This window comes from Ensifer sp. D2-11, from assembly GCF_054161295.1.
In genome coordinates this window covers 28695-50068 of sequence record NZ_CP096436.1, presented here as the reverse complement: position 1 = coordinate 50068, position 21374 = coordinate 28695, and the positions used below count along the sequence as shown (strand labels likewise).

Sequence of the window (21374 nt, the reverse complement as noted above, 5' to 3'; positions counted from 1 at the left end):
AATCAGAGTGTTCTCAGAAATGCTTTGAGCTGTCGCTTTTCTTCGTCTGGCAACGTGTCGGCGAACCAGTGACCGCGATCGAGCACGAGATCGGGACACTTGCTCACGCGCATGAGCGCGTCGGCAGCCTCGGCCCTGAAGGCCTCCCAGGCAGAGCCGTCGGGAAGCGAATCCTTGCGGATTCGCAGGATGCCGCGAGTCATGCCGAAGACCGCTTGCATCAAATCGCCTGTCGGGGCTTCCGGATTCATGTTCATGATTAGGCTCACGGGCGTGCCGGTGGGGAGGGGACCGATTGTCAGGTCGCCCTTCCTGCCATCGACGAAGGCGTTTGCCTGCACGCCAGCCGCAACACTTGCCAAGGCAAACACGATGAAGCTTATCCGGCCCGCCCACAGATGGCGCGCAGCGACGAACCACAGAAGCGCCGCTGCTAAGGCGGTCAGCGAAGGGATCAGCCACAACAGCGGATAGATCGTGTCCGCCCGACTGGCAAGCAGGCCCGCGGCGGCGAACACCGCTATTAGTGCGAACACGAAGCCTGCATGGCGCGGGCGCCCGACAACCGCCAAAGCCAACGACACCACAGCAACGCCACCCCAGAGGTATGTCGCCAGAAAGGACGTCCAGAAGGGGCCGATCACCCCCGTCACGAGCGGGCGGATGAAGCGGCCCGGGAAATCGACCCATGTCGGCCGGTCAGTCCGATATATGAAGCCACGATCGCCATCGGCCAGCGTCATCCGGCCGCGCAGATCGCCCGGCAGGCGGAACGAACTCGCCTCCCGTTTCTCTTTCCACAGGATCTTGTCGGCCGCATCGTCAAAGGCTTTCAGTCGACCTTCGACCGATGGATCGCCAGTATATTTCCCCAATGTGTTGTTGTGCAGGAAAGGCGCAGTCGCCCAAAGGCTGACCAGAGAGGCCGGACGATAGTATCCCGGTCCGCCGGGTGGAGGCGCATAGCTGTCGTTGTTGCCCCAGCGATCGACCGGTTTGCCGGAGAAGGGGTTGAAAAACCTGACCTCGCCGACCGGTGGAAGCGACTTGTACGTTTCCGAGGAAAAGTTGTCCCAAACCTGGCCTCGCATCGCATTGGTGCCGACCGCACGGGCGGAATTCGTGCCGACGAGCGTGATCGGCACCCTTATGTCCGTCGACAGGAAATTGTCCTTGAGGAAAGAATCAGGCTGAAGGGCCGGCGGCTGCCCCGCAAGCGCGCTTATGTCTCTGACATATTCACGATAACGCGTGCTTTTCGTGAAACCTTCCCAGTCGTCGAAATCCATCGGCAGGATCAGCGTGGCTGAGCGGTCGAGGTTCCGCTTATTTTCACTGGCCCAGTTGCGAGAAAATTGCAGCGCAAAGCCTGCGGGTTGCTTGCTCGAGTGACAGATAGCGCAGTTTTCGACGAACACTCTCCGGCCATACTTAGCGTCCTCTCGCTCCCGATCGATGATGGCCTTGCCGATGGGGATATCGGCAAGGTGCATGGGACGTGTGACGCTTTCGCCGTCGCTCTTGCTTCGATAGGTGAAGAACGCGGTCAGATATGGAATTCGGTATCTATCGCCCGTTCGCCAGTAAACGGAGTTTTTCAAAGCCGTCGCGACGGCGAAGGGACGCTGCGGCCTGAACCCCACGATGGAATTTTGTACGCGTTTCCATTCTTCGGAATAGGCGCCGATATTCAGATAGACGCGAGACAAGGCGCCGAAGATACCGACGCTGTCCGAACCATCCAGCAGCACTCTCGGCGTGTGCCTTGGGTTGGCGCCCGCTGGCAGGGCTTCGATCTGGGGGACGAGAAGATTGTATCGGCTTTGGATTTCGGGTGGATTCAGCAAGGCCCGCTCCAAGCGCGCCGGCACGCTGAAGACCGGGGTGATCGTGTTGGGATTATTGATGTGATCGGTGCTGACCAGCGAGGTGTCGATGGTGCCCGGTTGCTGGCTGGCCAGGAAATGATACAGGAAACTCTTGGGCGTCTTGAGGTTGCCGAACGTCGCAACGGGGTTCCAGTATTGATCGCCGATTGTCGTCGACAGGTTGCTCCATTGCGGTGCTTCCACATCGGTCGGCGGATTGAGAGGATGCGGGGCGACGTGGCAGAAGCCGCAGGACATGCTCGCTCGAAAGGGCCGGACAAGCTGCGGGTCTGCGTTGACTGATATATCCGTATAATAGGGGTCGCCGGGAGCATCTTCGACGCGCTCCTTCCAATATCGCCGCGCTTTCGCCGCAGCGTCCGTCTTGCCGAAGAAATCCGGATTTGGCATCAACCGAAGCCCGACAATACCGCTGGGATAGCCATAGACGTTAGGGTCGAGGCCGTCGTCGGGAAGTTGTGTCATTACCTTGCCATACTGATCCGTGTCCCATGGCTCGAACGCTTGACAGTGTAGGCCGGACGCCGGGCGGGCGGCGAGCGCCTGCGTTTTCGGATCGATGTCGCTGTCGGGTTGCTTCAGCGTGATCTTGTCGCCGTCCGCCTGGTCGATATAGAGCCCAAGAACCCGCTTGTTTCTGTCGGTCCGCGACTTCATTCCCGGCTGATTGACGAGGCCAAATCTTGCAAATCGCACGGCGCGATTTCTGGAATCCACCAGCACGAGAAAATCGGTCAGGCCGAAGCCGTGTTGCTGCACCCAATTCCAAAAGACGTCATTGCCTTCGCCCCAGAGGATCCACGTGTTTTTTCCCCTGATCGCATTGCGTGCGTCAGGCAAAATCGAACCATTGGTCCGGTAGTCGAACGGATGGAGCCTACCGTCGAATCCAGCGACCAAGTCGACATCGCCGAAGAGATTTCGTTCCTCGGCGGGAAAGCAATCTTCATCACGTTTGCTAAGTGGAGTACCGGCTTCCGTCATTCCGCCCTGGGGTTCGTCGACGGGAGCCGCAAGATCAGCTCCATCGGGCGCAGTGTCCCAGCCCGGCTGTGATCGCGGTACGAGGGACGCTGCGGGAAAGTCACTCGGCTGCGCGTGCCCGGTCTGCGGTGCGATCGTCAGCAGCGAAAACAATGCTGAAACCACCGCCGGTACGACGCCATTGAGCAAAGAAGCACGTTTGCTGGGTATCGCCAGACCCACCGCCGTCCCCCGTGTGGAAGTGCCTGTTAGAGGAAATTTTAAAAATAGCTTTCCCAAAATTATGCGATTGCTAATTTAGTATCCCATATTCGGCACGCAAGTAAAAGTGGTTTTACTGCCGTTCTCTATCGTAACGATGCGAGCAGCAGACAGGCCCTCCTCAAGGCGGAGCGTGATAGCACCGACGATGGTCGCGGGACGACTGACCTCCCGGGCGGCTCGGCGGCAGACGTCCCTCGACAACCATGCCGCAAACTCAACGGCATTCTGCGGAGCGGCCAACTGCCTTGCCATGCCGCGCCATCGTTCGCCACCAAGATAAGCGGTTCGGCTTGACTCCGTAGCGCCCTGCCACCCCGATTCAACGTCACGCCCTGCCGCAGACTATCCGACGCATCCGCGCCTACCTCATCCGGGCCTTGGCGATGCCTCTTACGTCTGGCTTTCCCGGTCGTGAGAACCACCAATTTAGTCTCCCAGGAGAGCCTCCCTTATTCATCCATGAGAAGCCTATCCCAGATCACGGCAAACGGGACAACGCCGGGTTAAACACCGGTTACAACTCGACCAGGTTCTACCAGTGGCCGGTCGTGTCCCTACAGGTGGTGTAGCTCGGCGGTAGCGAAGCCGCTCGCGAGCGCGCCCTCAACAGCGCCGTAGTGGGCGGGCGACGTAGCGGTGGTCATCGATGTTCTTCGGTAGGGTCGGGTTGCTGACACCAACCTGATTCGAAGGAACCACCGATGACCGACGACATGATGAACGTGCGTGCGCTCGTGAGAAGTCCCCCGACGCCGATCTTTTGCGCGAGATGATCGGTTTTGCCGCCGAGCGGTTGATGGAACTGGAGGTGGGTGCCGCCACCGGTGCCGGCTATGGCGAGAAGAACCCGCTGCGAACGGCGCAGCGCAACGGCTACCGCGAGCGGGATTGGGAGACCCGCGCCGGAACCGTCGAGCTGCGCATTCCGAAGCTCAGGAAGGGCTCCTACTTTCCGGGCTTCCTGGAGCCGCGGCGCATGGCCGAGAAGGCGCTGACCGCCGTCATTCAGGAGGCCTACGTGCAGGGCATCTCGACACGCTCGGTCGACGATCTGGTCAAGGCCATGGGCATGAGCGGCATCTCCGAGAGGCAGGTCAGCCGGCTGTGCGAAGAGATCGACGGCAAGATCAAGGCCTTCCTCGAGCGGCCGATCGAGGGCGACTGGCCGTATCTGTGGATCGATGGTGCGCCGTGCGGCGCGGGAGGTGCGCATGAGTTAGCGTGACCTCTCAAGCTTGCCGACTTCTAACCGGCGGCTGCGATGCCGCCCGATTTACAGGAGCAGTGGATTGAAGGGGGCCAAGAAGCTCGACCGGGCGTCGTCGGTTGGGTTGCATAAGCAGATTGGCCTTAACTGTACCGGATGCGGGCCATCAACCGCGGGCCGGGCTACCGCAATGCCCATGGCGAGACAACAAAGTGAGCGTCAGAAGCCTCGAAACACAGATATCGCTTCCATTAGCGTGATGGCGTGGGAGCACGAAAAAAAGCGATCAGAGGCGGTAAGGCTCATCGATCCTTACGGCCGGGTTCTCGACGAGACCCGAGATGGGACTGGCTCCTATGCCCCATCTCCCGCATCGCACGGGGTAGAGCTCACCGCCTAACGGCACAAGGTTGGAAGTCGGAACACGGGAACTTGGATTGTCTGCCCGGCTCGCTGCGACGGCCAGATATGGACAACACCAAGGGCGGAGCTTTCGTAGTAGTCGGAGTGTGGGAAAGCCACGCACAGGGCGAAGGGAAGCAGGAAGACGATAGGCTTGTAACGACGGAGGAGTGATCTGTGGACACGGATCATCGGACCGATAAGGTCTGGGTACTCGGCATTCAAAGCAAACTCTATCAGTGGAGTAAGGCTAATCCCGACGACCAGTGGCGCGACATGTGGGGTTGGTTGACCGACCTCAGGGTGCTGCGGCACGCCTGGCAGCGCGTTGCCTCCAACAAAGGTGGGCGCACGGCTGGGGTTGACGGGATGACGGTGGGGCGCATCCGGAACAGGAGTGAACAGCGCTTTTTGGTCGATCTCCAAGCGGATCTGCGCAGCGGCGCATATCGGCCAAGTCCGGCCAGACGCAAGCTCATTCCAAAGGCCGGGAAACCGGGGCAATTCCGGCCCTTGGGCATCCCCACCATCAGGGACCGCGTCGTGCAAGGCGCGGTTAAGATCCTTTTGGAGCCAATCTTCGAGGCACAGTTCTGGCATGTCTCTTACGGGTTTCGACCTGGCAGAAACACCCATGGTGCCTTGGAGTACATTCGCCGGGCAGCCCTGCCGCAGAAGCGGGACAAGGACACCCGGCGAGACCGGTTGCCATATCCTTGGGTTATTGAAGGGGACATCAAAGGATGCTTCGACAATATCAATCACCATCACCTGCTCCAGCGGATGCGCAAGCGCATCGGTGATCGACGAGTGGTGCGATTGGTCGGATTATTCCTCAAGGCCGGTGTTTTGACGGAGGATCAGTTCCTCCGGACGGACGCCGGTACCCCTCAGGGCGGGATCATCTCACCTTTGCTCGCAAACATCGCCCTTAGCGCGATCGAGGAGCGGTATGAAAGGTGGACCTATCACCGCAAAAAGACCCAAGCCCGTCGCAAAAGCAACGGGGTGGCGGCAGCGGCGAGCGCCCGGGACAGCGATCGTATAGCAGGACGCTGTATATATCTCCCCGTGCGCTACGCCGACGACTTCGTGGTTCTGGTGTCCGGGTCGCTGGAGGAGGCAATGGCAGAGAAATCTGCTCTGGCCGACTACCTGATCAAGACAACTGGACTGACGCTGTCGCCGGAAAAGACGAAGGTTACGGCCATGACAGAGGGCTTCGAGTTTCTCGGATTCCGCTTCAGCGTGCATTGGGACAAACGCTACGGCTACGGCCCGCGCGTCGAAATACCCAAGACAAAGGCCGCGAACCTGCGTCACAAAGTCAAGCAACTGACGCAACGTGATAGCATATCCGTCAGTCTTGGCGAAAAGCTTCGAGGGGTGAATGCCATCACTAGCGGATGGGCGAATTACTATCGCTACTGTGTAGGTGCCGGCCGGGTATTTGTCGCTCTAGACTGGTACATTGGCCTGCGTCTGTACTGCTGGCTACGTAAGAAACGTCCAAAGGCAACACCGAGCGAACTGTGGGGCTCAAAACAGCCAAGCAAACGCCGGGCGACGAGGCGAGTTTGGGGAGAGGGATCCATTGAGCAGCACGTGCTCTGCTGGACACCTGTCGAAAGATATCGTCTCGCGTGGATGGATACGCCTGACTTTGCCATGTCTTCTGGAGAGCCGGATGCGTAACGAAAGGCGCACGTCCGGTTCGGCGAGAGGCGATGCGAGACCTGCCGCCGTAATGCGGTAAGGCGCGTATCGCCTACTCATCCCCACCTACCTGAAGGTGCGCCGCGGCGGCCGCATCGTCTCCGTCGCCGTGATCATCGCCGTCGGCGTCAACTCACGCCGCTTGGCGCTTGAAAATCCAAGGGGATGCCTGATGAGCGATCACCACGCAGATAAATACGAAGAACATTGGTCTCATCGCTGGCAACAACAAAACGGTCCGAATCCAGATAAACTGCCGCGGAGGCTTTGCAAAGACCATCGTATGTGGTGGTAACACCTTGAGAAACCGAAAAGGTCGCGTTTAAGAGCGACACTCCGCCGGAGATCAAAAGAGCTCGGACCGTCATCACAGACCTCTCGATTTTCTTCGTCAGGATCGCGGGGCCAAGGGCACACTGCCCTAGCCACAGCGGGTGTCCATCTCGCCTTCCTTGGCGTCCCTCCATCTGGGCCTTTATGGTCAGCCCAAATCTCTCGCCTCTACCGGCGCATTTCTTCGATGCGGCGTTAGCATTCTTCTTGACACAGCAATTTACGCAACTGGCACGGCTGACAGTGCGTCGATGACTCTACTGAACTTCTTTGCGAGATCCTGAGACGCTGCCCGCTTGGGATGAAGTTCATCGTTCCAACGGTTTCCGACCACGTCCTTGAGGTGAACCACAGTGACGTTATCCTGCGCGCGTTCAACACGTTCAAGCATGTCGTAGAAGCGGTCGACGAGATATGTGAGAATGGATTTGATGATGGTGGCATCTTGGGTAAGGCTGAAACCGCGGCGGGTGAAAGGTCCGCCCAGCCACACGCCTCCTTGGACCGGTTTCGGCACGTCGTAGCCGTGCACAAGCATTTGCGTTCGTTTGGGGCTGGAAAGGATCGCTACGTCGCGCGCGATCTCGTTGTAGCCATCCTCGAGCTTGCGTACCGTTCGCTCAAGAATGTCCAGGCGAAGGAAGCTCCTCGGATCGCTGGGCGTTCCGGAACCGCGGGATCTAAGCAATTGCGTGAGTGCACCACCTCCAAGGACATCGTTTCCACCTCCTGAGAAGATGAAGAAGTCGAACGATGCGGATTTTATCAAGCTGCGGTAGTCTTTCTTCACCAGCATCTGCTCGAAGGTGTCGCCCGGATAAGCCACGTTCGGCGCGTAGTACCGGCCTTCGAGGATGTCGTAGAGGGTAGGGTGGTAGCCAGCCAGACCAGACAAAGGCCATAGAATGTTTATCCACGAGTCCCCGTCACCGCAGATACGGACGGCAGATGTACGCGCTACGACGGCGTCGCGCGAGGTTGCCCCATAAAGGCGCAGTGCTTCCTCCTTCTGAAGATAGCGGTTCCTCCTGTCCTTTACGTGGTAAACAAGGCAGATCGCCGGATCCTTTTCCAGGATCACTGCAGGAGAGGAAGCTTCGATGGCATCGCTGCGTTTGACCGAAGTTGCGTCTTCCGGAGCAATGTTCCGATTTTGCGGTTTCCGCTTCTGGATTGGTTTGAGTTCGGCCTCCTGCATTTGTGTGCCCCTCCCGTTACATGAGGAACCGCTAACGGATCCTGAGGCTCTTGCGTCGCGGTCCCATCCGGCATAGTCTGCAAAGCAACATAGCCAGGCCATTGTGACCAGCGGACGGAAATCTCCGCTGGTTCGTTTGCATGTTTCGGCCGGAAGCCCTTGTGGCCCAGCCATCCTACAAAGCAGCGGAAACGTCCTCTCGCAACCGGTCGAGTTTCCCGAAGAATCTCTCGCCTGGACACTCCGTGCTCTTGCATTGACGGTGCCCGATTATGTTGTCAGCGGTCATACTGTATTGTTTGCATAGCCAAGCGCATAGTTGAACCAGCGCTCCCCATTGCGCGGTTGTGGGCAGCCGTTCAATGTAAGTGCCTTCGCTTTCGATTCCGACAAACTCAGTGTTGCAGTTCTCCGCGTGCGCGCCCAGGACATGACGCTGACCACTTCGCGCAGCTTCCAAACTGCGGTGACGGCCTTCAAGAACATGGCCTCCTCGGCTGATTGTGAAATGCTGCCCCGTGTCAATCCAGCCTCTTCGCCCCATGTGGAACGCTTGGATGTTGCGTGCGAGCTGTTTGGCGTGTGGAAGCGACCCGTCCGCCACGTTGGCGCTCGCAGTATGGTGAATGACGATACCCGTGGGACGCCGGTTCAAGAGAGTGATCGGCTGACGCGCGGGGCGTGCGTTCCATGAGTCAGTTCCATGAACTAGGGGTTGCGCCGCTTCAGCGGCTCCAATGGGGAACACAATGTCCGTCGCCCTAAAAGCACTATGGGTCTGGCGGCAACCGCAGCCGGCTGAAGAGCTCTCTACAGGGGCCCAATCAAATTTAGACATTTTCCGCTCCCATTGATTTTTCAGAACGCGCACCCGAACGGCGTCCACGTGAACGGATCGCCGTAACGGCCGTGCCGCCCAATGGCTGAGGCGGCTCGCTGACAACTGTAGTCGCAGCTGACACAGGCCTCGCAACTGCGCGCTCCGCGTGAACCAGACCACGTCCGTACTGATCAGGCGCGCCAAGCCGCGTGGTAGTCGCTTCAAGGTGTCGCTGAAGGGCAAGTGGTGTGAGGTCAGGATGTTGGCTGAGCACAATTGCCGCCACTCCGGATACGTGCGGTGTGGCCATGCTAGTGCCGTTCATCTCCCGGTAACCGTTGCCTAGATGGGTAGAACGGATTAGGACGCCCGGTGCCGACAAATCGACCTGCGGCCCGCGATTGCTGAATGGAGCCCTTCGGTTCTCGCGATCGGTTGCTGCGACTGCAATACAGGCGTCATCGAACGCGGCGGGATAGGAGACCGGCGCCCCATAGTCATTTCCAGCGGCGGCGCAGATAATCACGTTGCGCGAGCGAGCGTAAACGACAGCCCGGCGCAGCGAATTCGAAGCGGCACGGCTCCCTAAGCTCAGATTAATGACACGAGCACCATTGTTGGCTGCCCAGGTAACGCCGTGCGCAACCGAGTCCCCACGTGAAAACCCGTCCCGCGCCAGCACTTTGACTGCCAGCAGCCGGGCGCCGGGGGCCACACCCACGACGCCGCGCGAGTTTTCCTTCAGTGCAGCGATCGTTCCAGCGACATGTGTGCCGTGGCCGTGGTCGTCATTGTATGAATTGCTCCCGGGGATGAGGGTTGCCCCGCGCACAGGCTCCGCCAAATCAATATGAGGGGAGATGCCAGTATCTACCACGGCTACAAAAACCCCTTGACCTGTGTAGCCCCGCCGCCAGGCTGCACGTGCGCCAATCTGGTCGATACCCCAAGGAATGTGTTCCCCCGTTGTCTCGGCTAGAAGGCTGGCGTCGGCCTCGCGGAATTCGATTTCTTCCATGCCGTATCCGCCACGGTCGAAACCCGAAATTTCCGGAATTGTCTGCAGGTTTGCGTCGAGCGCCGCGATGGCCCGATAGATGGCCACGGGCTCCACGCCCTCGACCTCGTCATCGTCCTTGACCGCCATCTCGATGCTCTGGACGGCGTCTTCAGCTGCTATACCGTACTCCGGATATACGGACAACACGCCGGTATAGGGATTGTAAATGGGCACGCCCTCCGGCGGACCGATGTTCGGATCAAGATCATCGATCGAAAGGTAGCTTGCACCGGACGCTTCAGCTGCAATGCCCAAAGATGGCGCCACCGGCGCGACGCGATCAACGATCCGACGAACGACATCGGTTGCGTTCTGTCGGTAATCCTGCTCATAAGTTTCAATTCGCGCGAGCGCTTCTCGACGTACGCCTCGGTCGGGATCCGTCAATGCCGCGATCGTGTCGCTGCCGACCTGTTGTTCCAACGGGAACTTGAGCAGGATGTTAACCTGTTCCTGAGCGCGGGAAAATCCTGGTCTCGCCATTTGCATCCCTCCTTGTTGACCAATGCATGTCCCGTCGCACTTGTGCGCTTACGGGATCATCACTCCGCTTGGTAATCGGGCGGAACCTCTATTTGGACTTCTCTACCCCCCGCCACAGATTGCGCCGACGCGGTAAGCGTATCCGCGCCGAGATTGGCTGAAACGGGCAACGTCAGAGTCCAAGTCGAATCATTGAGCACGGCGGCCATCTCTGGAGGCGCACCTTCGATTTCAGACAGCAGCACGAAACTCCTGCTATCTTTTGATTCCGCAGCTCTGGCTCTGGCTAGAGCGCGTCCGATGAAAGCGGAATCGGCGTGAGGATTCCTTTTCAGAGCGTTCTGTGATTCCCTCCTCCTGTCTTTGATTTGTCGGAGGGAACATGGCCCGAGCATTGAGTGATGATCTTCGCCACCGGGTTCTGGCTGCGTCGGCTGGTGGGATGTCCGCGCGGTCGGCTGCAGCGCGGTTCGGGATCGGGATTTCGACGGCGATTGCCTGGATCGCGAGCGCCCGGCAGGGTCAGGTGAGCGCTGCCAAGCAGGGTCGACCTGGAGGTTCCCGTCTCGACGATCATGAGGCTTTCATCATCGGCATGATCGAGGCGTCGAAGGACATCACGCTGAACGAGATGGTTTTGCGTCTGGAAGAGGACCGATCCGTCTCTATCGGCCGCAGCACCCTCGACGTCTGGCTGCGCAAGCGCGGCTTCACATTCAAAAAAAGACCGCACATGCATTGGAGCAGGAGCGGCCAGACCTCTTGAAGCGGCGTCAGGACTGGTTCGATGCCCAGCTTGATCTCGATCCAGCCCGCCTCGTCTTCATAGACGAGACGGGTCTTTCCACGAAGATGTCCCGGCTTCGCGGTCGCGCGCCGCGCGGAGAGCGTTGCCGATCGGGCGTTCCGCACGGTCATTGGAAAACCACGACGTTCACCGGGGCGCTCAGGCTCTCCGGCATGACCGCGCCGATGGTCCTTGACGGGGCGATGAATGGAGTGGCTTTCCGGGCCTATGTCGAGCAGGTTCTCGTGCCGACCCTCACGCCCGGCGACATCGTCGTCATGGACAACCTGCCGGCCCACAAGGCAGATGGCATCCGACAGGCCATAGAAACCGCCGGCTGCACGCTGCTCTATCTCCCGCCCTACAGCCCCGACTTCAACCCGATCGAAAACGCCTTCTCAAAGCTCAAGGCGCTTCTGCGGGCACGGGCCGAACGCTCCGTCGACGCCCTGTGGAACACCGTTGGCGACATCGTCAAACTCTTCGAGCCGCAAGAGTGTGCGAACTACTTCGCAGCAGCAGGATATGACCCGGTTTAAAGTGGACGTGCTCTAGAGTGCTTCCCGCCAATTTTGCGACCAGGCGCTGCGCTAGCGCATGATACTGCTCGGGCGAGAGGCCTTCCGGCAGGATCAGAGTGATCATGCGAAATGCCTTGGGCATTTTAGTCCTCTTGCGCAGATGGTAAGTCACAACGGCGAGCTTGGCGGCCAGAGCGATCCAATCCACTTTCGACCTGACTTGCTGCTCTCTTCAAGCGGCGTGAACCCCATCCAACGGCCGGAGCGATTGGGCCCGGCTCAGCCTCAGGAAGTATCCGCAAGCCGTTCCGATTTTCGATCAAATGCCCGATCGCGCGCCCGACGCGGTTCGCAAATTGGCTCGAACGAAATGCGACCGGGAGAGTGCACATATCACGCACCTTCAGCCCATATTTGTGGCTGTTACTTAAATACTTCGGGAGCTTAGATTGGCGGCTATTTGAACAAAATCCCGCAGCCACCGCTGTTCTAAACTCATTTGTCTAAAACTGCTTTATTATTCTCAGCTTGACCCCTAAACTGAGCTCAAAAAATAGACAGGCCGGATCCTCGACGTATCCAGCGTGACGAGAGGTTCTTTATGAATCTAGTTGAGCGAGAAATATAATAGTTAAAGTTGCGAATTTAGCAATGGATAAATTAAGGTGCTCACACCCAATCTCGGCCGGGCTCTGATTCGCGGCGCGACATCGTATACAGGCGCGAGCTACTACAACGACTCCGACGGGCAGGCCTACAGCTCCGAGTGGGCTCGAGTGTAATTCCGTGTCCTGATAGTCATAACGGACAATGAGGCGATTAAGTCCTCGCGGGCATCTCACCGCCTAAAGGTGATCTGACGGCTACCAGGACATAGCGGCGCGAGGACAAGCGACGTGAAATTATCCTATGGATAGTTGAATTGCACACGTAATACATCCCATACATGAGGTTGCTCCTCAGATCTTCGACAAACCAAGGAGAATGCTCTCATCCGCCAAGGGGAGCAGCAACCTCATGTATGGGATGTATTACTTAATGTATGAACAATACGCAAATGGTGTGATAGTAAACAAGTCATGCTGAGTGAGCATAATTCGTGTTCGGGAGACTTGTTGTTCGCTCAACCGCTTGTTCGACGTTACTCCCTCTTTTATTATGTGGGTGATGCATCCGCGCTTCAAGGCCATTGAGCCGGGTTCCCATCCGATCGCGCGTTCGATCGAGGTGTCGAAAGCAGGATCTCGCTCCATGCACCAGCAGCTTTCGCACGGTTGCCGCGTTTGCTGATGCCCGAGCAGCGTTTGCTTGCCTCCGGTCGAGTATTGCCTAGGCACCAATCCCAGCCATGCCGCTAGATCGCGGGCTTTGCGACGGCCGCGGGCCGCGGCAAATTGCGATGCGCCATGCTACTTTCCTCCATTGATCTGGCTTCCTCATGATGAGCGAGGAGGACGGGGCGGACCATCCCTATTAGTGGTGACGCCCGCAGCAAGGCGGAACGCTGTCGCTCATCTGATGGATCACCACCAGATGAGCGAACGGCGGGCGTGTAAGCCATCGGCTTTTGCCGGATGACAATCCGTTATGAAAGCAGGCGCGGCGGCGATCATGACCTTCGCGAACGGATGAAAGCGCTGGCGCATGAACGCCGCCGCTTCGGATGTCGGCGTCTTCACGTGCTGCTCAGGCGTGAGGGTCACCTTGTGAATCACAAACGGCTCTTCCGGCTCTCTATCGGGAGGAGAAGCTGGCAGTGCGCAAACGTGGTGGTCGCAAGCGAGCGATCGGCACACGCGCACCGATGCTGATCCCGATGGCAGCCAATGATCGTTGGTCGCGGGACTTCGTGTCGGATCAATTGACCGATGGACGCAGGTTCCGGATTCTGACAGTCGTTGATGATTGCACGAGGGAATGCCTGGCACTCGTCGCCCATACATCGCTTTCCGGCCTGCGTGTTACCCGTGAGCTTGACTGGATCATCGAGCAGCGTGGCGAGCCGAAGATGATCGTCAGTGACCACGGCAGCGAGTTCACCAGCAATGCGATCCTGCACTGGACGGATCGGACCAAGGTGGATTGGCACTATATCGCGCCGGGCAAACCGATCCAGAACGCCTTCATCGAAAGCTTCAATGGGCGGCTGCGAGACGAGTTCTTGAATGAAACCCTCTTCTCGTTACTGCCTCATGCCCGATCAGCGCTTTCAAACTGGGGCAGCGATTACAACGATCACCGACCACACTCTGGCCTCGGCTGGCTGACACCTGCCGAGTTCGCTCAGACCATCAACCCGCGACGTGATGCGGTGCTGCGCAGCCGAAATGGCTCCGCACCGCAATCCGCCGCTACCGCCGCAAACACCGAAACCAAAAACCGCTGGAGCGAACTCAAAACTGGCTAAAACTTGAGGCAAGGTCAGCGGCGATATCGCTGTGTGCACGAGCTAGGTCGGTCCGCAAAGTAGAATAAAACTCAGCGATGTCGTATAGCTCGTTACAGATGATCGGAGCGGTCGCTACAGAAAACCTATTCGTTTACTGAACGGCGTCGTCGAACTGTTTCCGGCCCTGTCGGTCTAACCGAGGCAAAACCTGGTGGACGCGCTGCCTCGGACCTGCTACTTTTACGCTAGAGGGCCAACTTGGGGTCATCCCAATGACGGATGCCATGACAGACGCGGGTGGTTCTGTCGCGGAAGACGGTCTGTCCGAGACCGGCTCTGCCGAAGATTCCTGCTCTGCCGCGCTTGAGTATCTTCTCGCTCCGATATCCCTCACGGGTTTTTTTGAAGACGTCTACGAAAAGACCTTTCTTCACGTCTGCGGTCGTACCAACAACTACTTCACCCACATTTTCTCTCGGGAAGCGGCAGAGATAGTGCTCTGGCAGCAGGAAAGCCGAATCCCCAGCTTCGTACGCCTCCACAACAACGGCACAGAAATAGCTGCGCCGCGAAGCAGCAGCCCGCTGGATTTTTCCAAGTGGGCGTTTGATGCCTATAGTACTGGGGCCAGCATTATCATCAATAATTTGGAGGATTTCCACCTCCCATTAGCATCATTCGTACGCGAGCTTGAAGAACTTTTCTCCTCACGCGTTTCCGCAAGTGCGTATCTTACGCCACAGCAGGCGAGGGCATTTCGCGTACACTTCGACACGCATGACGTGCTGATTCTGCAAGTCGAAGGGACAAAACATTATCGCCTGTTTAAAAATGCTAATTCGCCACACCTACCAATCAAGAGGCAGTTTTATCCTATTTCACATGAGGAAATAGGTGAACCGAGCGATAGCATAACTCTGAAACCTGGCGACCTCCTCTATATACCGCGAGGTCTTGTTCACGCTGCACACACGGACGAAAGCCATTCTCTGCACTTGTCGATCGGATTACATCCTCCAAAGCTAGCGGACATTATCAGCACATGTGTCGAACTCGCGGCCGAGCAGAATGGCTCGCTTCGAGAAAGTTTGGACATCTCTGATACAAGAGTTGCAAGTTTGGTGGAGAGACTAGCGAATCTGCTTGGCGCTGAGCTGACCATTGAAGCGCTGCTTGCACGGCAGCGGCTAAGATTTGCCGGCAGCTTGCGTGCGCTGCCGGGTCGCCAGCTTTTCAGGGCGGAACTCGCTGAACGTTTGCGGCTGGACGATTGGGTGCAAAGGACGCCGGGAGCTGTGATCTCAGCGGCGATCATAGAGGGCACTTTGCAGTTCAACTTCCCAGGCCTCGGAGTAATCCGGGACGAGAGCATCCTACCGAACCGGGTCGAAGCACCCGCGATACTCGAACCGATTATTCGATTCATCGGTAGAAGGAGGACCGCATTCCAGGTGTCCGAGTTACCTAAGCTGAGCGATGACGCCAAGCTAGTGCTAGTAAGATCGCTTGTCCGACAGGGACTGCTCCAAGAGAGCTCCGTCGCAGCCTCAAACACGTAGACAACTTAGAAGAGGAAAGACAAATGGCTCAACGACTTACGTTAACAAGCGACCAACGGAGGAAGATCGAGGAGGCGGTCGGCCACAAGCTGACCGAAAAGGTGGCGCTCACCGGCTCACCCAGGGTGACACTTATCCTCTCAGATGAGCAGCGACGGATCGTGAAAGCCGAAACGGGGAAAGATCTGGAGTCGATAGAATTGAAAGAGGAAGATCTCAAGACGCTGTCGAATGGCGCGGCCTACGAGAACGGCCTAGTTCCCGGCATCGGATCTTGAGCTACTGACGGCCTCAGAGCTGGAGACCCAAAGTGGAGCAGCGCGACCCAGCTTTCACCTTCATCTTCCCCAGTGTTTTGAATGGTCGCCTTTTCGATGGTTTCGACTTTCACCTCGGGGCCGGGTACATTCGCGCATACTTGGCCCTTTATAACATCCCCACCATCCAGTTCTTGTCTGATGGGTCCCATTCGGTAGCCGAAGTAGCCAAGGCTGTCCTGCTCACTCAACCGCTTATGGTCGGGTTCAGTTGTTATGATGTAAATTATCACCTTGTTCGAATCCTTGCGCGGGAGATCAAGAGGCAGGGGCCAGAGGTGCCGATCGTAGTCGGAGGCCCAAGCGCAACATTCTCCGATCAGCTAATCATGCAAGACTGCGATGTTATCGACGTTTGTGCTCGCTCCTATGCCGAGGAGAGTTGCTTGGATCTCGTTCGCTGGCGCCAGGGCGAGATCGATCTTCAGTCTATCCAAGGGATAAGCTATCGAGCGGGCGGGCAAGTCATTCGAAACAGGGACCGCCCTATGCCGGTCCGGCCGGTCAGCGCAGCTTCCACCTTGGTCGATGCTCCTTCGGACGAAAGTGCGTTCAAGGAAACTGGCGGAGCTCTTGATGCTTATCCTGATCCATACGTGGGCGGCTTCATTCCTCCGAAACGCGTGAGCGATGTGGGTCTGATCACGTCCCGCGGCTGCACCTTTGCGTGTACCTTCTGCAATTTTTCGGCAATGTCGGGACGATCGTTTGCCACTCATTCTCTCGAGTACCAACTACGCGTGTTTGACTTCCTCAATAGCGAGTTGACAGGGCCAGGCCGAACCTTAGTTACCATCAACGACGACAACTTCTCGCTGCAAGGCAAGCGCTTTCACGAACTGCTAAGGCGAATGAAGGACCGGCGCTACGGAAACCTCTCATTTTGGGCAGAGATGAGAACGGAGCCGATGAATGATGAGAGCTTCAGGCTGTTAAGGGCGGCTGGCTTCGTAGAGATCAATTTCGGCCTGGAAAGCGGCTCGCCTAAAGTTCTGGCTGCTATGAAGAAAGTTCGCTCATCGGGGTGGCAGCGCGACTCCTATGCAAAGGAGAGCGCCTTTCTTGAGCGGATCGCGTGGGCTGTGAGACAATCCCGGGAGAGCGGGATACGCACTACAGTTAGCGTTATCTTAGGCGCTCCGGATGAGAGTGAGGCCGAAGGTTTAGCAACTTTGCAGTTTGTAGAAGAGCTCCAAGTGGACACCTATGCTCATAATTTTCTTGGAGTGGGTGATGGTACAGAGCTCGCCGCGACTTACGCTGACTGGGGTATCTCAGTTGAGTACCCGATTGATCGTGTTCTTCCAGCCGTTACGACGTTACCGTATGATGTTCATCAGCTACGAATTCTGAAGAATGACCGTGCTTGGCTTGCGATGACCGGGTTTGAGCTGCGGCAGGCGACCCTGCTGCTCACTGGTGTCGGTCATCTTCCCATTTCGGCGCCACGTCCAAGAAGTTTCGGGCGCGGCGGGAGCGGGCGACTTCCCGACGATGATGTCGCAGCACCTTTAGAGGAGAGTGGACCAGTTCTTGGTATCGCTGAGATTGCGGCAGATGAGGAAACAGCCGAGTGGCTGGCAGATACTATGCCTTTATATATGAGCGTGTGGCTTATTCATCGTCAGGTGGAGAGAAAGCGAAACGTTCAAGTGCTTTTCAACTTAGCAGGTGTACCAATTCCCGAACTGAATGCGCTACGAGAGACCGAGGCGGCGAACGCGAAGCGCGCATTTCGCGTGAATGAGTTCAGCGCAACCGCACCGGCGTACAACACACGCGTTCTAAAAGTTATGCCTCCTGGTACGCCGGGTGTACTCCATGATCATGACGCAGAGACTGACGCCAAGGAAGCCGTGATTTTCTCAATCGATGACATGGAAGAGTTATCCACCGTTCTCGATTTAGCGCCGCAGGGAACGGAGGCTGAGTTTTCAATAGATCGCGGTCTCATTAATTCGAGAGTTGCATTCCAAGATAGTTGCCGGTGGTGCAGCGGGACATGTCCCGCGACGAAACTGAATCGCCTCTTGGTTTCTGCAACGAAGTCGATACAGCCGTGCTTAAACGGCGGACCGATTGGACGCGTTGGAGAGAAGCTGCAAGTTCTACGCTCGCGCGCGACTGCCATGTTTGAGACTGAGCGGCTCAAGCGCGGCTGCAGTACATGCTCCGCAAGGGCATCGTGTTCTCAGTGCCTCTTTCCTCATCCGCTAACTGTAGATGAGTATTGCCACGTTCAGCGTACCCGTCCAGCTCTAACGAGTTTGTTCGACGGTCTTATCTTAGCGCGAGGGCTGCTCGACGGCCAATTTCTCGACTCTCGACGAGACGAGTTGATCATAACGTCTCTTCGTCTCTTGCAAGAGGGTTCGATTGAAACGTCGAGGGGGTCTATTCCCCTCAGCACCTGTGTACTGCTCGGGGACGGCGCCAACGATGGGATCGCTTTCATCTACAGCCAGAGGCACCAGTTCGTCGCTCAACTGCCCACGGAGGCATATCAGCCTCTTCGCGCGCTAGTCCGAGAGGCGCGCCAAACAGCCGGTGGACCAACATCACGCAATCGCTCATCCAATGAGATCCGCAAGATCTTAAGCCCGGCATCGATTTCTGCCCCTTCGCTGGCGAGGGACATCGGCCCGATATTGCCTACCGCATCACCCGAGTTGAACGGGTGACGGAATTCCCCGCCAATTTTTCGTCCGAGGCAGGCTGAATCGCACTAACGATGACGGAGTTGGGCGGTGAGGGCACGTTCATCTATATCGATCTGGGAGTAGGTGCATCGGTGCATCGTAACCGTCCGGTGAGCACCGCAGGTGGCCGATCGTCATTCACCTGAGCGAAGGGTCAGACTCCGTTGTCGATGACGAGAGCACCGCTGCTGTCCTCCAAAAGATAGTAAGCGGCAAGCAGACCCCGTCTGGCGGAGGGGGTGAGCGGTCGGATATCGGTAGCGGACACGATGAGCTGCTGTGAGCTTCTATGTCTGCGTAAGCGGCAAGCAGACCCCGTCTGGCGGAGGGGGTGAGCGGTCGGATATTGGTAGCGGCCACAATGAACTGCTGTGAGCTTCTATGTCTGCGCCTAGTTCTGGAACTAGAACCTTCCATATGATCGAAGCTGTTGCCGACCGCCTTGAGGGTGCGCCGCGGCAGCTTCGCCGACGCTGGTCGGATGAGTTCAAGGCACGTGCGGTGGCGGAGGCATTGGAGCCAGGCGCGAGCGTTTCGGCGATCGCGCATCGGCTCAGCATTCACCCGTCGCAGCTCTTTGGCTGGCGTCGTGCGGTCTTAGACGCTCGGAAGGTTTCCACGGAACCGGCGCGTTGTGAGGTAGTCGCGGCGTATGATGGCGAAGCGGTGATCGAGGTTGTCATCGGCGACGTGACCGTGCGTGCTCGCGCTGACGTCAGTGAGGCGCACTTGCAGCGGGTGATCCGGGCGGTGCGGTCGGCATGATCCCCTCCGGCGTGAAGGTGTTCCTCGCCAGTCATCCGGTCGATTTCCGTAAGGGCCCGGATAGCTTGTTGTCGCTGGTGCGTGACGCCGGCAGTGATCCGTTCAACGGTGCGCTATACGTCTTCCGGGCCAAACGGGCGGACAGGATCAAGATCGTCTGGTGGGACGGCTCCGGGGTCTGCCTTTACGCCAAGCGGTTGGAAAAATCGCAGTTCTGCTGGCCCCGCATCGGCCACAGCCGGGTCCAGCTCAACCATGCTCAGCTTCTGGCGCTCATCGATGGCATGGACTGGAAGCGGGTTCGAGCCGTGCCGGTCAAGCCGCCAGAGATTGTTGGGTAAAAGCCCTGCGGCGAAGTGAATCAGTGGCCTGAAAGGGCAAGAAAACCGGAGCAAATTGTGCTCTGGTCGAACCGATGACGCCGCCCGATCTCAACCTTCCAGACGACGTTGAAGCGCTGAAAGCCATGGTGCTTGCCATGGCCGAAAAGGCGGCGCGGGCCGATGCCCTGGAGAACGAGGTCGCTGATCTCAAGGCACGAAACGCCGATGCCGATGAGCGCATCGAGCGGCTGACGCAGATCCTGAAGGCCTTCGATCGCGCCCGCTTCGGCCGCCGGTCGGAGAAGCTCGGCTCCGCAAGCACCGACGATGAGCAGCAGGCCTTTGTCTTCGAGGAGATCGAGACCGGCATCGCTGCGATCCGGGCGCAGGTCAGCAAGGGCCGCGAGCGTCCGGATGGCAAACGTCCGCCGCGGCCACGCAAGGGCTTCGCACCCCATCTGGAGCGGGTCGAAGTCGTCATCGAGCCGGAGGAGTTGCCGGAGCATGCCGGCAAGCAGAAGGTGCTGATCGGCGAGGACATCTCGGAGCGGCTGGATGTCATGCCGGCGAAGTTCCGCGTCATCGTCACCCGTCGGCCGAAGTATGCCTTCAAAAATGAGGACGGCGTCGTCCAGGCACCGGCGCCGGCACACATCATTGAGGGCGGCATTCCGACGGAAGCACTTCTGGCGCAGATCGCCGTCTCCAAATATGCCGATGGCCTGCCGCTCTACCGGCAGGAAGCGATCTACGCCCGCGACAAGGTCGAGCTCGATCGCAAGCTGATGGCGCAATGGATGGGCAAGCTCGGCTTCGAGCTGGAGATCCTCGCCGACTACCTCTTCGATGAAATCAAGAAGGCCGAACGGATCTTCGCTGACGAAACCACCTTGCCGACGCTCGCTCCCGGTTCCGGATCGACGAAGACAGCATGGCTTTGGGCCTACGCAAGGGATGACCGAACATTCGGGGGCAGCGGTCCGCCGATGGTGGCCTATCGCTTCGAGGATAGTCGAGCCGGCGAATGCGTCGCCCGTCATCTGAACGGCTATCGCGGCATTCTGCAGGTGGACGGTTATGCCGCCTACAACAAGCTGGTCCGCTCCGATCGCGGCAATGACGGCGTTCTGCTGGCAGGCTGCTGATCGCACAGCCGGCGCAAGTTCTATGAACTGCATGTCGCGGAAAGCTCAAAGGTCGCAACGGAGACGGTCGAGCGGATGGCGACGCTCTGGCAGATAGAGGAGACCGTCCGCGGGCAAAGCCCCGATGCTCGTGTCGCGGCGCGCCAGGAGGCCTGTGCGGCGGTTGTCGCCGAGCTCTTCGCTCTCTGGCAGAAGACTCTGCCGCGGGTCTCCGGCAAATCGAAACTGGCTGAGGCGCTCCGTTATGCGATCTCGCGTCGCGCCATCTTCGAACGCTTCCTGACCGACGGCCGCATCGAGCTCGACTCCAACATCGTCGAGCGAGCAATCCGGCCCCAGGCCATAACGCGAAAGAACTCGCTCTTCGCTGGCAGCGACGGCGGCGGAAGGACCTGGGCGACCATTGCGACGCTGCTGCAGACGGCATTATGCCGCGCGCGGCATAACGCGGTTTATGCCGACCGGCGAACTATGCCGAACGCCTCTTCTGATGTTGGCGGCACACCGTGCGTT

General features: G+C 58.3%; 12 protein-coding genes and 4 pseudogenes. 10 read left to right on the top strand and 6 right to left on the bottom strand.

Features of this window, described 5'->3' with window-relative positions:
* Positions 1-2: 2 nt before the first annotated feature.
* Positions 3-3095 carry a hypothetical protein gene (locus M1D34_RS31455; RefSeq protein ID WP_498786525.1) on the bottom strand — a complete coding sequence of 1031 codons (3093 nt, stop codon included), beginning with the start codon at positions 3093-3095 and terminating at the stop codon, positions 3-5.
* A gap of 743 nt (positions 3096-3838) precedes the next feature.
* Here M1D34_RS31455 and M1D34_RS31450 point away from each other — a divergent pair.
* Together M1D34_RS31450 and ltrA are read left to right on the top strand one after the other, a co-directional pair.
* Positions 3839-4320, top strand: a pseudogene (locus M1D34_RS31450) (transposase); the annotation flags it as partial.
* A 603-nt stretch (positions 4321-4923) separates the two neighbouring features.
* Positions 4924-6441, top strand: coding sequence for a group II intron reverse transcriptase/maturase (gene ltrA, locus M1D34_RS31445; protein ID WP_498786523.1), 1518 nt, complete (start codon positions 4924-4926; stop codon positions 6439-6441).
* A 149-nt stretch (positions 6442-6590) separates the two neighbouring features.
* Here the strand turns inward: ltrA and M1D34_RS31440 are convergent, their stop codons facing one another.
* The 4 genes from M1D34_RS31440 to M1D34_RS31425 form a co-directional block, all read right to left on the bottom strand.
* Positions 6591-6830 (bottom strand): hypothetical protein, encoded by a 240-nt coding sequence (locus M1D34_RS31440; RefSeq protein ID WP_498786521.1) that lies wholly within the window; start codon positions 6828-6830, stop codon positions 6591-6593.
* A 185-nt stretch (positions 6831-7015) separates the two neighbouring features.
* Entirely contained in the window at positions 7016-7993 is a 978-nt protein-coding gene (locus M1D34_RS31435; protein ID WP_498786519.1) for a hypothetical protein, read from the bottom strand.
* Between the two features lie 175 nt (positions 7994-8168).
* Positions 8169-8831, bottom strand: a complete 663-nt coding sequence (locus M1D34_RS31430; RefSeq protein ID WP_498786517.1) for a peptidoglycan recognition protein family protein — start codon at positions 8829-8831, stop codon at positions 8169-8171.
* Entirely contained in the window at positions 8824-10356 is a 1533-nt protein-coding gene (locus M1D34_RS31425; protein ID WP_498786515.1) for a S8 family peptidase, read from the bottom strand. The genes M1D34_RS31430 and M1D34_RS31425 overlap by 8 nt, the downstream gene beginning before the upstream one ends.
* Positions 10357-10738: 382 nt before the next feature.
* Between M1D34_RS31425 and M1D34_RS31420 the strand changes: the two genes are divergently transcribed.
* Positions 10739-11682 (top strand): IS630 family transposase gene (locus M1D34_RS31420; RefSeq protein ID WP_498779537.1). Its coding sequence is split into 2 segments (ribosomal slippage): positions 10739-11075 and positions 11075-11682, totalling 945 coding nucleotides; the frame shifts between segments, so codons are not numbered across the junction.
* A 1212-nt stretch (positions 11683-12894) separates the two neighbouring features.
* Here the strand turns inward: M1D34_RS31420 and M1D34_RS31415 are convergent.
* Positions 12895-13028 (bottom strand): annotated as a pseudogene (locus M1D34_RS31415) (transposase); the annotation flags it as partial.
* Between the two features lie 112 nt (positions 13029-13140).
* On the opposite strand from M1D34_RS31415, the pseudogene M1D34_RS31410 reads away from it, so the two are divergent.
* The 7 genes and pseudogenes from M1D34_RS31410 to tnpC form a co-directional block, all read left to right on the top strand.
* Positions 13141-14071: pseudogene (locus tag M1D34_RS31410) on the top strand (IS3 family transposase); the annotation flags it as partial.
* 266 nt (positions 14072-14337) lie between these two features.
* On the top strand, positions 14338-15612 hold the full coding sequence (locus M1D34_RS31405; protein ID WP_498786513.1) for a JmjC domain-containing protein: 1275 nt from the start codon (positions 14338-14340) through the stop codon (positions 15610-15612).
* A gap of 23 nt (positions 15613-15635) precedes the next feature.
* Positions 15636-15890: a hypothetical protein gene (locus tag M1D34_RS31400; protein ID WP_498786511.1), complete on the top strand. Its 255-nt coding sequence runs from the start codon at positions 15636-15638 to the stop codon at positions 15888-15890.
* Between the two features lie 32 nt (positions 15891-15922).
* On the top strand, positions 15923-18610 hold the full coding sequence (locus M1D34_RS31395) for a B12-binding domain-containing radical SAM protein (protein ID WP_498786509.1): 2688 nt from the start codon (positions 15923-15925) through the stop codon (positions 18608-18610).
* A 435-nt stretch (positions 18611-19045) separates the two neighbouring features.
* Positions 19046-19393: a transposase gene (locus M1D34_RS31390; protein WP_498786507.1), complete on the top strand. Its 348-nt coding sequence runs from the start codon at positions 19046-19048 to the stop codon at positions 19391-19393.
* Positions 19390-19734, top strand: a complete 345-nt coding sequence (gene tnpB, locus M1D34_RS31385; RefSeq protein ID WP_113515211.1) for an IS66 family insertion sequence element accessory protein TnpB — start codon at positions 19390-19392, stop codon at positions 19732-19734. The genes M1D34_RS31390 and tnpB overlap by 4 nt, the downstream gene beginning before the upstream one ends.
* A gap of 74 nt (positions 19735-19808) precedes the next feature.
* Positions 19809-21287, top strand: a pseudogene (tnpC, locus tag M1D34_RS31380) (IS66 family transposase); the annotation flags it as partial.
* Between the last annotated feature and the right edge of the window lie 87 nt (positions 21288-21374).